The organism is Microvirgula aerodenitrificans DSM 15089 (assembly GCF_000620105.1).
In the GTDB taxonomy this organism is placed as follows: Bacteria; Pseudomonadota; Gammaproteobacteria; order Burkholderiales; family Aquaspirillaceae; genus Microvirgula; species Microvirgula aerodenitrificans.
Genome location: NZ_JHVK01000018.1, coordinates 41,417 through 54,203 on the forward strand (window position 1 = coordinate 41,417; position 12,787 = coordinate 54,203).

15 protein-coding genes and 1 pseudogene are annotated in these 12,787 nt (G+C 62.6%); 3 read left to right on the plus strand and 13 right to left on the minus strand.

Annotation, left to right across the window (positions count from 1 at the left end; all coding sequences use genetic code 11):
- Positions 1-20: 20 nt before the first annotated feature.
- The 4 genes and pseudogenes from Q352_RS0114110 to Q352_RS0114120 all read right to left on the minus strand — a co-directional run bounded on the left by Q352_RS0114110 (position 21) and on the right by Q352_RS0114120 (position 2,147).
- Positions 21-698, minus strand: a complete 678-nt coding sequence (locus Q352_RS0114110) for a methionine ABC transporter permease (RefSeq protein WP_028499904.1) — start codon at positions 696-698, stop codon at positions 21-23.
- On the minus strand, positions 695-907 hold the full coding sequence (locus Q352_RS24545; RefSeq protein ID WP_281660801.1) for an NIL domain-containing protein: 213 nt from the start codon (positions 905-907) through the stop codon (positions 695-697). The genes Q352_RS0114110 and Q352_RS24545 overlap by 4 nt, the downstream gene beginning before the upstream one ends.
- A gap of 66 nt (positions 908-973) precedes the next feature.
- A pseudogene (locus Q352_RS0114115) lies at positions 974-1,708 on the minus strand (methionine ABC transporter ATP-binding protein); the annotation flags it as partial.
- Between the two features lie 259 nt (positions 1,709-1,967).
- Entirely contained in the window at positions 1,968-2,147 is a 180-nt protein-coding gene (locus tag Q352_RS0114120; RefSeq protein ID WP_028499906.1) for a hypothetical protein, read from the minus strand.
- 156 nt (positions 2,148-2,303) lie between these two features.
- Here Q352_RS0114120 and Q352_RS21235 point away from each other — a divergent pair, with 156 nt between their 5' ends.
- From Q352_RS21235 to Q352_RS23470, 3 genes are all read left to right on the plus strand, one after another.
- Positions 2,304-3,266 (plus strand): META domain-containing protein, encoded by a 963-nt coding sequence (locus Q352_RS21235; protein ID WP_051528978.1) that lies wholly within the window; start codon positions 2,304-2,306, stop codon positions 3,264-3,266.
- A gap of 98 nt (positions 3,267-3,364) precedes the next feature.
- On the plus strand, positions 3,365-5,443 hold the full coding sequence (locus Q352_RS0114130; RefSeq protein WP_028499907.1) for a TonB-dependent receptor: 2,079 nt from the start codon (positions 3,365-3,367) through the stop codon (positions 5,441-5,443).
- A gap of 317 nt (positions 5,444-5,760) precedes the next feature.
- Positions 5,761-6,366: a hypothetical protein gene (locus tag Q352_RS23470; RefSeq protein ID WP_156952560.1), complete on the plus strand. Its 606-nt coding sequence runs from the start codon at positions 5,761-5,763 to the stop codon at positions 6,364-6,366.
- A 142-nt stretch (positions 6,367-6,508) separates the two neighbouring features.
- Here Q352_RS23470 and Q352_RS22890 read toward each other — a convergent pair whose 3' ends face one another.
- The 9 genes from Q352_RS22890 to Q352_RS0114170 all read right to left on the minus strand — a co-directional run bounded on the left by Q352_RS22890 (position 6,509) and on the right by Q352_RS0114170 (position 12,783).
- Positions 6,509-6,898 carry a HipA N-terminal domain-containing protein gene (locus Q352_RS22890; protein WP_211249634.1) on the minus strand — a complete coding sequence of 130 codons (390 nt, stop codon included), beginning with the start codon at positions 6,896-6,898 and terminating at the stop codon, positions 6,509-6,511.
- The gene (locus Q352_RS0114140) at positions 6,888-7,148 is read right to left on the minus strand and encodes a helix-turn-helix transcriptional regulator (RefSeq protein WP_028499908.1); all 261 of its coding nucleotides are present in this window, start codon (positions 7,146-7,148) and stop codon (positions 6,888-6,890) included. Before Q352_RS0114140 ends, Q352_RS22890 begins: the two co-directional genes overlap by 11 nt.
- 90 nt (positions 7,149-7,238) lie before the next feature.
- The gene (locus Q352_RS23475) at positions 7,239-7,436 is read right to left on the minus strand and encodes a hypothetical protein (RefSeq protein WP_156952561.1); all 198 of its coding nucleotides are present in this window, start codon (positions 7,434-7,436) and stop codon (positions 7,239-7,241) included.
- A 1,114-nt stretch (positions 7,437-8,550) separates the two neighbouring features.
- A complete protein-coding gene (locus tag Q352_RS0114150) occupies positions 8,551-8,925 on the minus strand; it encodes a hypothetical protein (RefSeq protein WP_028499909.1) in 375 nt (124 codons plus the stop codon).
- 21 nt (positions 8,926-8,946) lie between these two features.
- The gene (locus tag Q352_RS22410; protein ID WP_051528979.1) at positions 8,947-9,171 is read right to left on the minus strand and encodes a hypothetical protein; all 225 of its coding nucleotides are present in this window, start codon (positions 9,169-9,171) and stop codon (positions 8,947-8,949) included.
- Positions 9,172-9,215: 44 nt separating this feature from the next.
- Positions 9,216-9,341, minus strand: a complete 126-nt coding sequence (locus Q352_RS24335) for a hypothetical protein (RefSeq protein ID WP_276324997.1) — start codon at positions 9,339-9,341, stop codon at positions 9,216-9,218.
- A 298-nt stretch (positions 9,342-9,639) separates the two neighbouring features.
- Positions 9,640-11,409 carry a DUF927 domain-containing protein gene (locus Q352_RS21245; protein WP_051528980.1) on the minus strand — a complete coding sequence of 590 codons (1,770 nt, stop codon included), beginning with the start codon at positions 11,407-11,409 and terminating at the stop codon, positions 9,640-9,642.
- Positions 11,396-11,704 (minus strand): hypothetical protein, encoded by a 309-nt coding sequence (locus Q352_RS0114165; RefSeq protein WP_028499910.1) that lies wholly within the window; start codon positions 11,702-11,704, stop codon positions 11,396-11,398. The genes Q352_RS21245 and Q352_RS0114165 overlap by 14 nt, the downstream gene beginning before the upstream one ends.
- Entirely contained in the window at positions 11,701-12,783 is a 1,083-nt protein-coding gene (locus Q352_RS0114170; protein ID WP_084300209.1) for a DUF7146 domain-containing protein, read from the minus strand. The genes Q352_RS0114165 and Q352_RS0114170 overlap by 4 nt, the downstream gene beginning before the upstream one ends.
- Positions 12,784-12,787 lie beyond the last annotated feature (4 nt).

Below are 12,787 nucleotides of genomic sequence, written 5' to 3' on the forward strand. Positions count from 1 at the left end.
ACCGGGGGACAGAAAAACGGTTATTTGCGGGAGAAATGCTGGACCAGGCGGTCGCCGATCATCTGCAGCACCTGCACCATGATCAGCAGCAGGACCACGGTGACGATCATCACGTCAGTCTGGAAGCGCTGGTAGCCATTGCGCACCGCCAGATCGCCGAGGCCACCGCCGCCAACCAGGCCGGACATGGCCGAGTACGACACCAGGGTGATGGCAGTCACGATCACGCTGGCCAGAATGCCCGGCAGCGCTTCTGGCAGCAGAGCGTTGATCACGATCTGCCGGGTGGTCGCGCCCATGGCCTGCGACGCCTCGATAATGCCGCGGTCGACTTCGCGCAGCGCCGTTTCCACCAGCCGGCCGAAGAACGGCGTGGCACCGACCACCAGCGGCGGAATGACGCCGGCCACGCCGATCGAGGTGCCGGTCAGCAGCACTGTCAGCGGAATCATCGCAATCAGCAGAATCACGAACGGCAGCGAACGCAGCAGGTTGGTGATGAACGACAGCATCGAATACAGCCGCGGGCTGTCGAGCAGTTGCTGCTTGCTGGTCAGGAACAGCAGCACGCCCAGCGGCAGCCCGAACACCACGGTAAACACCAGCGACACCGCCACCATGATTGACGTGTCCTCGGTCGCCAGCCAGATATCCATCCAGTCGACATTGGTAAACAGATCGGCAAACATCGCGTTCATGCGCGCAGTTCCTCCACAATCACGCCGAATTCGGCAATCTGACGCAACGCGGCATCCTGGTCCCCCCCCGACAGCGCCAGAATCATCTGGCCATACGGGGTGTCCTTGATGCGGTCGATGCGGCCGGACAGGATGCTGAAGTCCATCCCGGTACTGCGCGCGACCTGGACCAGCACCGGGTCATAGGTGCTTTCACCACGGAAGGTCATGCGCACGATGCGGCCCGGCACCTGGGCGAAGTCGGCGTACTGTTCGTTCTCGTCGACATGCTCGGTTTCCTGCACGAAACGCCGCGTGGTCGTGTGCTGCGGGTGCAGGAACACGTCGGCGGCATTGCCGCTCTCGACCACCTGACCACGATCCAGCACCGCGACCTTGTCGCAGATGCGGCGGATCACGTCCATTTCATGCGTAATCAGCACGATGGTCAGCCCGAGTTCGCGGTTGATCTCCGCCAGCAGTTGCAGCACCGACTGGGTGGTTTCCGGGTCCAGCGCGCTGGTCGCTTCGTCACACAGCAGGATTTTCGGGTCGGTTGCCAGCGCGCGGGCGATGCCGACGCGCTGCTTCTGCCCGCCGGACAGCTGGTTCGGATACTTGTCGGCCTGTTCGCGCAGTCCGACCCGGTCGAGCAGTTCCAGGACCCGCTTGCGGATCTCGTCCCGGGACCGGGTGCCGCTGATCTTCAGCGGAAAGGCCACGTTGTCGGCCACCGTCTTTGACGACAGCAGGTTGAAATGCTGGAAGATCATGCCGACACGCTGACGCAGCCGGCGCAGTCCTGCCGCATCGAGTGCGGTCACGTCCTCGCCGTCGATAACGACCCGGCCGGCAGTCGGACGCTCCAGCAGATTGATCAGCCGGACCAGGGTGGATTTGCCCGCACCGGAACGGCCGATGATGCCGTAAATCTCCCCGTCCTCGATCGACAGCGTGGTCCGGGCTACTGCCTGGAACGTGCCGCCGTCAGGCCGGGTGTAGGTCTTTTCGACCTCGATTAGTTCAATCATGCTCACACTTTCCGTGCCGGTCCGGCACGGCCTGAAATACAAAAGCCCGCCGATGACGATCATGGCGGGCTTCAAGAACGGCTGGCACTGGGGGCGCAATAGGCACCCCTGACGCTTTAGCAGTTTTTACGCCCGCAAGCTGTGATCAAATCGGCGTAGAAGAATGCGGCTATCGTGCCGCGTCGCTTCTATATTGTCAAATTCAAATATAACAGATGTTTATAACAAAAATGTTCTTTAGAACCGGATTTACTGTGCATCAGTGCCCAAAGCTGAACGGCGAACGCACATAGAACGGATCAAGCGCATCGAAACGACGCTTGCCCTGTCGGCGCGGCACGCGCTTTTCCAGTCGGTCCATGGCCTTGTACGCAAACCAGACCCACAGCGGCATCAAGAAGAAATAACCCAAAACGATATAAGCGATAACGGTCGCCATGATTTCCTACCTCCTGCGGCGAATTATCTCAAAAATCAGTCGCTTACTCGTCCATGACAAGGACAAGGATTTATGTTTCCGCGACCTGGCCCGGGTAGCGCTGGCGCTCGGGCACCGCTCCGGTACCCTGCCGCCTGCCCTTGCCCGGAGAATCCGATGATACTGCGCGCCGGCCTTTCCCTCGTCGCCATCCTCATGCTGTCTGCCTGTGCCGCTCCCCCGTCACCTCGTGCCACCCCGGTCGCCGATGAGGCACTCACCTTCGTGACCACGCCGGATTGCGCCCCCGGCACAGTCACTATCGGTTTTGCCGGCGACCGCATGCGGATGACGACGGCCTCGCGCCATTACACGCTGCACGAAACGCCCACGGCGCACGGCATGCTGTTTGTGGCCGAGGATGACCCGCACACCTCGTTCTGGAGCGAGGATGGCAGCGCGCTGGTCATGGTGCGCGGCAAGCATTATGCAACCTGCCGGATGGACAGGCCGAAGCCGTATCGTGCCAGTGGCAACGAACCGGGCTGGTTGCTGGATCTGCACTTCGACGGCCCCGGTCTGCGTTTTTCGACCGCCCGGGGAGATATCCGGGTAAAGCTGCCGACACCCGAAGCGGTGCGCAGCGGCACCCGCACCCGCTATGCCGGCCATGCCGACGGCACACCGCTGATCGTGGATATCAGCGAGCAGCGCTGCCTCGACAGCATGAGCGGCATGCCGTATCCGGACACGGTACAGGTCCGCCATGGTGACCAGCGCTTTATCGGCTGCGGCGGCGATCCGGCCTCGCTGCTGCAGGGCGGGGAATGGCTGGTCGAGGATATCGCCGGTCGCGGGCTGATCGATGCCTCACATGTCACGATCGACTTCGGCGAAGACGGCCGCCTGTCCGGCCAGGCTTCCTGCAACAGCTATGTCGGCGGTTACCAGATCGGTGGCGAAACCCTGCGCATCCCGCTGGCAATGACGACCATGATGCACTGTGCCCCGGCACTGATGCAGCAGGAAGAGCACTTCCTCAGCCTGCTGCGGCAGGTTCGCTGGTTCGAGTTCGACGCCGACGGGGCGCTGATTCTGGTCACCGAAAGCCATGAGCGCCTGATTGCCCGCCGGGCGTAGCACTGCATACCGTAGTGAGTTCAGATGGCAAGACGGGAATTGACAGCATTTATTGATAATCATTACCATTCGCGTTTTTACCATACAAAAAACTGCAAATGGCATCTTCCGGACCGTTCCCCGCCTTTACCCTGTCACCGCTGGCCCTGGGCCTGATGTTGCTGCCCTCCTTCGTCCACGCCGACAGCGACACTGTCCTGGAAACGGTCACCGTCAGCAGCGAACAGCCGCTGGCCGATCCGCGCCTGCCCGAGGTCACCACCGCCACCCGCACCCGCACACCGGCGCGCTACGTGCCGCAGGCGATCGATGCCGTCGCGGTCAAAAACCTCGATGCCTATGGCCAGACCGACCTCAGCCAGGCACTGACGGGAGTGCCGGGGGTCGACGCCAGTGGCGACACCCGTTTCGACAGCGTCTCGATCCGCGGCTTCAGCGCGGCCAACGATCTGTATCTGGACGGCTTTCGCGATGACATGCAGTACAGCCGCGACCTCGGCAATATCGAGCGGGTCGAGGTGCTGAAAGGCCCGGCCGCCGTGCTCTATGGCCGGGGCAGCAGTGGCGGCATCGTCAACCGGGTCAGCAAAAAGCCGCAGCCGGGTCTGCCGTCCAGCGTCTCGGCCCGGGTCGGCAGCGAAGGGTTGTGGCGCCTGCAGGCTGACCTCAATGGCAGCCTGTCCGATGACATTACCGTACGCCTGAACGCCGCGCAGGAAGAGTCCGACAGCTTCCGGGGTGACGCGTTGCACAGCCGCCGCCAGTTGTTTGCCCCGTCGCTGAACTGGCGCCTGACCCCGTCTCTCAACTGGCTGGTGCAGTACGAGTACGGGCTGTACGACCGCACGCCGGACCGCGGGATTCCCGGCATCAACGGCCGTCCGGCCGATGTGGCGCTGGATACCGTGTACGGCAATGCGGCACGCGACTACATCCGCGATGAAACACAGTCGCTGCGTTCGCGCCTCAGCTACGACCTGAACGAGCACTGGCAGTTGCGCCACCTGCTCGGCGTCATCAGGCTGGACAGCGATTTCGACAACACCTACCAGACCGGCGTCAGCGGCAACCGGGTCACGCGTCAGCGCTGGATCCAGGATCTGAACGCCCTGAACATCACCAGCAACTTCGAGGCCGAGGGCCAGTTCACCACTGGCCCGCTGGCCCACCAGTTGCTGGCCGGGATTGAAATCGGCAAGCAGAAGCGTGATCCGAAGCTGTACCAGAACGCCAGCCCGGTGCCGTCACTGTCGATCACCGACCCCGATACCCGATTGCAGTACAACGGGGCGATGAAAATCAACAGCGACAACCAGCACCGGGTCGATACCCGGGCACTGTACCTGCAGGACCAGTTGAGCCTCGGCCTGTGGAAGCTGCTGGCCGGGCTGCGCTACGACCGCTTCGACATCGACAGCAGCAACCAGCTGAACGGCAAGTCGGAAAGCCGCTCCAGCCATTCGCTGAGCCCGCGCATCGGGCTGGTATGGACACCGCTGCGCGACCACTCGTTCTATGCGTCGTACAGCAAGACGTTCGCTCCGGCTGGCGGCGGCACCATCGGCATCACGCCGGGGGTGACAAGCAATGCACTCGATCCGGAGTACACACGCCAGTATGAGACCGGGGTAAAAAGCGACTGGCTGGACGGCAAGCTGTCGAGCACGCTGTCGCTGTACTCGCTGGAGCTGTACAACCGCCGCACCACCGACCCGAATGATCCGTCCCGGGTGGAACTGACCGGCCTGCAGCGCACGCGCGGCATGGAACTGACGCTGACCGGCCGTCTGGTCGGCGACTGGTATGCACGCGGCGGCCTTGCCCTGCAGAACCCGGAGGTCGTCCGTGCCGAGGCCAACCGCCAGGGCAAGCGCCCGGCCAATGTGTCGCGCCATAACGGCAGCCTGTTCGTCGGCTTCGCCCCCGAGAACGGCTGGTATGCCGAAACCGGCGTAACCGCCGTCGGCCAGCGCTACGCCGACACCGCCAACAGCGTGCTGCTGCCCGGCTATGGCCGCTGGGATGCGCGCGCCGGCTATCGCACCAGAAGCTGGGATGTGGAAGCCGCCGTCACCAACCTGACCGACCACCGCTATTACGCCAGCGCCACCAGCGCCGCACAGATCCAGCCCGGCGCCCCGCGCGCGTTTCTGCTGAGCAGCAACTATCGGTTCTAGTTTCTCTCTGCCAGTCGTTCAAATGCCCTCCTGCGCAAGCAGGAGGGCACATTCGCGCGTTGTCAGGATTTATCGCGAGCAGGCATTGAACCTGATAGCATTCCGGCCCCGACGGGCAATACTTTTGCGCCGGCCGCATACCCATCCATGGCGGCATCCCGCCTTGAAGAATACAGGCTCGCCGAAAACTTGAGCAGATCATGCCTGATGCTGCAAGGACTTGTCCGGCAGGCGGAAGGGATTGACCCCTTTCTCTTGCTTGCGGGCCCATACTGATGATTGACCTGCCTTCCCTGTCTCCATTCATTTCATGAAAAATGACCATTCCTGAAAAAATTGCCGTCCTTGTGCTCGGTTGCCTGGTTGCCGGTACCACCTGGGCTCTGTCGCCTGGCCAACCGGTAAGCCCGAAGCAATTTTTCCCCAGCCGCATATTGCCGGTATACGCACCGGACTCTGAGGGGTGGATCGTGACAGGCGTGGCAAGCAATGGCCTTTCTTTCGGAAAAAGAGGGGCTGAAAGTACGGAGACCTATGGGGCACAAGCATTTGTATTTGAAATGCCTCCGACCCCCGACAGCGGCAGCTTCGTTGACTTCGTCAAAAAGCGCATTGCCTCAATGAATCCTCCGCCACGGTTTGTTGAAACGGCTTCTGACTACCAATATGACGAAGATCGCACTTGTCCATGCGTCAATGTTCATATCACTTTTGATGACACGGCAGCCCTTACGCCAACAGGCAGGCAAGCGCTCAAATTGCAGGTGACGTCCCGCTATTGCCGCCACCCGGTGCAGAAAAATCTGGGCTTCGGTGTTGCCTATTCCCACCGCGGAAAGACCACCGACGAGAGCATGGAAGGTGCGGCAAGAAGCTTCATAGAAGCCATCAGTGCGCCGCAGCTGGGTAGCAATTCACCTTGAGCCCACGCCTTGCCCTGCCTGGCGACCACTTCGTTCAGGCGAGCATCATGCTGATTGACTGAAGTGTGCAGGAACCGACCGCTCATGGCTTGTCCTTGCTGTTAGCAGAATCCTGCAAACAAGAGTGGGATGACACCCCGCATCAAGCGACTATTGAAAATACACAATGGACTGCCCCGGCTCCAGTAGGCATTCCTGCCCTATGATTGGACTGCCCCGGCTCAAGGAACGTCACGGCCCCGGCGCATTCGCCGCCGATGTGGTCCAGCAGCGCAAAGTCGTTCTGGCCAGACACCTGAAACTGCTGCGCAATCAGGCGGCGCATCTGCCCTTCGGGTAGAAGACCGGCAAAGAAGGGACGCGTTTTGCGATCATCGAACGGTTCCGCTTGCAGGGGCAGCGAGGCTGACAAGGCAACGGTGTCTTTGTGTGACAGCCAATCGGGTGCGTAGCAAAAGCGTAGCCGCCCATCGACCAGTGCCAACGTGCCGACACGATCGGCGAAAAGCCAGACTTCCAGCTCATGCGCCATGGTTGCCACCCTCGCGGTGATCGTTGTCCATGGCTGATGGCAACCCGCTCAAATGGATCTCTCCCCCCAGGGCATCAATGACCCGCAGTACGTTCTCTAGTCGTAAGGTGGGTTTGCCTGCTTCAAGATCGACAATGAAGCGCACCCCCACCCCGGCCGCCAGAGCCAACCGGGGCTGGGTCAGCCCGAGCTGCTTGCGGGCGGCACGTAGTGCATCGCCGAGTTGTTGAGGTGATCGAATGGATGTCATGGCTTGCTCAGTTTCCCGATCGGGAAATTTCAGTGTGATTAGGGCATGGCCCGGTCATTTATTTCCCGATCGGGAAATAAAAGGCAGATCTCAATTCCAGATTGACACCCATCCACACCCACTGTGGCGCGATTCGCCCGTCGCATGCCCGAACTGCGCCACTACATCCGCTTTGCGGAGAACAACGGCAGCAATCACGGCAAAAACTGCAGCGAATAGTTCGGCACAACATGCCGCCTGGCGCAGCGCTAAGGCAATCTGCTCTTCCGTGAACTTCGATTTTTTCATGACAAATCTCCTGCCCCGATGGGCTCAAATTTGCCAGAAATCTCTACTTCTCTCCGCTACGGTTTTTCGGGAGGAGATCAGGCGGAGCTGCACCTTGCACGAGGACCAGCACGATCAGGCAAGAAAAAACCCCAACCAAGGGTGGCTGGGGTTTCAGAATTGGTGGGACGGCGGCAATCACAAAACGCCTCAAAAATGCCGCCAATGCTAGGTTTCAATGATGCCTAATTTGCCAAGTACCAACAAAAATACCAACACATTCACTTCCTTGCCCAGCCTTGAGGCCATCCGTCACGCCTTCGACGGGCCGGCATAGAGCCGCTTTCTCAGGTGCCAGGTTTGTCAGCCGGCTATTCGCGCGGGCGCTGGTCGCTAGCCGGTTGTTATCAAATGTTATGGTCCGGAGTCTTGCTGTACGCGCGCGTACTGGTCGCGTAACCCCGGTGTACGGGGATTCCCTGCGTACCTGATGCGTACCGGCTACTTGGCCGGCACTGTGTGGTTGCCTCACTTCAAGTCAGCCTGCCCCGCTCAATGACTGCGGAAATTCGGTGCCTCAGTTCGGGGCGGTAGTAACCCGTGCTCGCCCAAGCCCCTCGCTTGGGTCCAGCAACTTGCACGGGGCGCTCGTGGGCACACTGGCAACAAAAGCCAGTTTTGGCTTTTGCAATGCGTGCAGGATGCCGGGTCTACAGCTTGGCTGCCAGCCCCCTGCTTGCCGACGGGCGAAACCGGGAAATCCCGGTATGGCCGTGCCGTGCGACCAAGCCCGAAGGGCACACGTCCTTTTAGGGACTCAAATAATCCTGCGCCCCCTCCTCTCACGGCCCATTCATGGGGTTGATTTTGAAAACAGCCATTCGGACAGGTGCGAGCGTGTTCACCGGCCGGCAGACGGCCCGCCAGCTTTAACACCGCTTTAACATCCGACTAAGCGTGAATGCGGCGCAAACCCGCGCCAGTCAAGGAAACAGGACAGGAATGGCCCTTTAACAAAATCGCCACGGGGAGAAATTTTCCGCACGTGAGGGAACGGGCGGTCTATGGCCTGATCCCGGCCAGACTTTCGACCGCCCCCCGCCCCCATACAGGGCAGCCGGAATCGGTCAGCAGGTCATTGCCGCACCATGCCGAACGCTTGGGAGAATCCTTCCAGCGCAAGTCTCTGCCGCTCGTCTGCGCCATCAGCCCACAGTTTGGCGGCGGCCATGTCGTGCTCCATCGTGCGGGCGCTGTAGTAGGCGGTGACGGTCATTTCGATGTGGCCGTCTGCTATGGCGTTCCAGACCTCTTGCCGATCCCGCACGGCAATCAGTTGCCCATCCTTCGCCATGCCGCGCAGGGTACGGGCGATGGACTGAACGCTTCCGCCGATCTCTTCGGCTATGGTGGTTGCGGTGTAAGGTGGTATCCCGTATTCCAGCCGGTCGCGTTCGGTTTGCACTTCCAGCATTTTCAGGATTGCGCGCTTTCTGGCGGTGTCCCTCATGTCTGTTTCCTTAATGTATCGCTACGCCGCGATACGGTATTGATCGTTCGTCCGGGCAGGCTGATGGCACTTCACCACGCGGCTACCCCGGTCAGTCGGTCGCTCCACCAGTTCGGCGATCACCAGCCCCTTGCGATGCAAACGGACCATCGCCGCTGACAGCTCGGGCAGCTCGCGGAATCCGTCCAGGTGCGTTTGTATCTGGCTCAGGGTCAGCTCCCGGCCGGCGTCGGACAGTAGCGCCACAATCTCCCCGGCCAGCCCTCACGGCACCCTCGCCCCGGCCTTGGTCATGCAGCCTCCGATTCCGGCAGCGCTGCCACACAGCCGGCGAACTGGCAGACAGCGGCGCCTTCCTCGAACAGCTCGCGGTCGGCTTCGTCCAGCGTGGCGAGGGCGATTGATTCTTTTGTCATTGCTTGCAGCCTCGCATATGACGGCTTTTCTCTATATGTGCACAAAACGTGGTGAAACAGGTGAAACGGTGAAACACGCCACGCAAACCCGCCACTGTGGCCGATCTAGCTGTTTCACCTCCGTTTCATGGGGAGGGGATTCCAGGTGAAACAAGCCCAAAATCCCCGCCGTTGTTTCACCGGATAACCAGCAGGTGCAACAACGGTGAAACAGCCAAAACCAACCACAGATAAGGCTTTCGGATAGGTTGTTTCACCGTTTCACCTGTTTCACCGATTTTTCTCGTGCGTGTGGCGTTCAATCCGCCCCCTCCCCGTGCTGGCGCGTGGTGGCGGTGAAGTTGTAGAACCGGCGTCCTCCGCTATGGTCTGGCGTCCGGTGCATGGAAGTCGCCTTCCCATCGCTGCCGCGCTTCAGCATCCCGGCCTTGGTCGCCACGTCCGCCGCCACCGAGCGGTCAAACCCGGCGGCGATCTCGTTAACGAACACATGGGGATGCACCAGCCATTGCAGCCCGTCCGCGCTCCGGCGGAAGTAGCCGGCGCAGTCCTTCATCATCGGTTCGCTATCGCCGCTGGCGCTGTCCCAGTTGATGAAGCGGCCCCGGGCGTGCAGGGCAAACCAGCCCTCCATCTGCTCGAGGATCTGCACCTCTTCGCGGTTGCCGATCCCGTAGCGGTCAAGCCAGTCGCACAGGCAGCCGATCACGGCGGCGCGGCTCTCGCCAGTCTCCCAGCCAGTCAGGCCGGCGTCGGTTGCCAGTTCCAGCGCCTCGGCAATCACGGCAAAGCGGGCGGCCACTCGGCGAACCTGTCCGCTCGCTTCAGCGGGCAGCGTTGCGCGCACGTCCTCGATGGCGAGGCGCAGACGGCGGGTGATGGTGTCGGGCTGGCCGGCGACATGGGCAGTAAAGGCGCGTCCAACGGTGCCGTGCTGGGCCGTGGCGGCCTGTTCCAGCGCTTCGGCCAGATCGCCCGAACTGGCGTAGCCATTGAGCGTATCGAACACCCCCAGCCCCTTGCCGGCGTCGGCCGGCAGGCTGGCCAGCCGCACTTCCTGCCCGGCATGGGTGCGGTGGCCGCCGCTGCTCATGAAAGCGGACAGGTCGATTTCCCCAGTGGACAGCACCAGCACACGCCAGCGGGCTTGCTCACGGTTGCCGCCGTCCTTGGCCCCTTGCATCTTGCCGGTGCCGTTGAACAGCCGGTAAGCCGCCATACTGACGGCGCGCGGATCGCCCTGGCCCATCTCGTCCAGCAGCATCAGGCCGTCATTGCGCGCGGCAGCAGCATTGGCTAGTGCCAGCGCGGTACTGTCCCAGTTCAATACCTGGCCGCGCGGCTCTCCCCATATGCTCGCACCGGCCTTGGCGCTGGTGGTCTTGCCGCAGCCGGACGGGCCGAACAGGTGAATGCCTCCCGATTCCAGCTCAACCAGATGCAGCAACGGAGCAGCCAGCGCCGCGCCGATGGCCAGCATGGGCCGGGTATTACCCCGCGCCAGCTTCGCCACGCTGTCCCGCCAGCCCTCGGCCGTGCCGCGCGGCTGGTAGGCTGCGGCGCTACTGGTATCGCCGTGATAGAACACGGGCGGACGGGCCTCTCCGATTACCTCCCCGGACGGCAGAATGTACGCGCCATTGCGCCAGCCGCCGCGCTCAGTAACGTGGTGCAGCGCGGTCGCCCCTTCCCGTTGCAGGTACAGCGCCAAATGTTCTAGTGCGGCGCGGCGCGGCGAATGTGCCAGCCCGCCCGCGCGCAACTGCGCCCAGCAATCCCGCTCTCCGATGCAGGCATTTGCCATGGCAATGAGGCGCGGCTCTTTGTCCATGCGGCTGATCCACTTCACCAGACGGTAAGCGTCGCCGCCGTCGTCGATGCCGCTGCCGACAATCTCCAGACGGTCGCACAGCCACAGCGGAGGCAGTTCCACCACCTCGCCGCTGTCGCGGTCGGTCTTGGTGCCGACGTAGAACACACCGTCACGGGTCACGTCAAAGCGCGGTTTAAGCAGATCAGGCGGCAGGGTTGCCGCGTCCTTGAGGGTTTGCAGGTCATTCGCGCTCATGGCACCACCCTCCCACAGGCAAGGCGTCGATACGCTCACCACGCGCGGCAGCTTGCCGTATGTCGTCCAGGCTGGCACGCCCAATCGGCCCGATGCAGGGGCCGGCAAGACTCAGGGCAGCAACGGCATGGGCCATAACCACCTTGTCATCCAGCGACAGGGCAGCCCAGTTGGCCGCGAAGTGTGAAAACAGCACTTCGGCAATACCGTTAGCGTCGAGAGCGCCGCCGCTGTCCGCCAGCATATCCAGCACCCCATAGACGGCCGCTTCGGCTTTCCTTGCATTCGCGCTCATGTGGCGTTCCTTTTTTGTTGTTCGCTCCACACATCCAGCCAATCCACCCCCGGCCGTTCAGGCAGCAGCACCCGCACGCGCCGGCTCTCACCTCGAAGGCGTCGCGCCAGTCGCTCGGCCATCCGCTGGCCAGTGCCGCTGGCATCGTGGTCGGCAAAAACCCATACGTCGGTCGCCTCTGGCGGCAGGATCACCCGCGCCAGCCCACCGGCTGATACGCACGCCCATGCCGGCAAGCCGGAACCCTGTGCGACAGCCAGCGCGGTTTCGATGCCCTCGGCCAGCGCCAGCCGGCCCGCCTCAGGTGGGTACAGCCGTGCCGCCGCGCCTTTGCTCGCTCCCTCGCGCACGGTGGCCAGCTTCTTGGCCGGCAGCAGCTCGCCGGCGAGACACTGCATCAGCTTGTCGCCGCTGACGCTCAGGTAGATGCGGTGCAGGCCGGCAAGCGTGCCGTCCGGGGCCATCAGCCGTGCCAGCAGAGCCGGGAAGCGTCCCAGCTCCACCGCGCGCCCGTTGCTGTCTGGGTGCCAGTACGGCAGCGCCGGGTGATAGCGCAGCGCAGCCGGACAAGTGTCGGCCACCGCCCCTAGCCCGCGCCTGGCCAAGTAGCGCCCGACCGGATCGGTGGGGGTGACGGAGCGGGCAGCGTCCCATAGCGCGCTCAGACGGTCGGTACGGTCGGCGCTGGCGCAGGGTGTCGGGTTGACAGCCTCGCGGTGCGGCAGCGAGGGGTGCGACAGCTCTGCGTCGCCCGCCAGCCCCAGTACGCCGGCGACGGCCCGTAGCGCGTCGGCAAAACCGCAATCAAGCCAGTGCTCGACCAGCGCAAAGCCGTCGCCGCCTTGGCGGTCCAGTGCGCGGCAGACGAAACGGCCGGCGTCTTTGTCAATGAACTGGAAACGGTCGCGCCCACCGCAGGCCGGGCAAGGCTGGTTGCCACGCTTGCCCAGCACGGCGGCTGCAATACCCAGATCAGCCAGGATCGACGGCCAGCGCCCGGACGCGGCGGCACGCACTGTGTCGACGCCCAGACGTGACTTGCCCCCCGGTGCGTAACTTCCCGGAAAATTTGCATTCATTGTG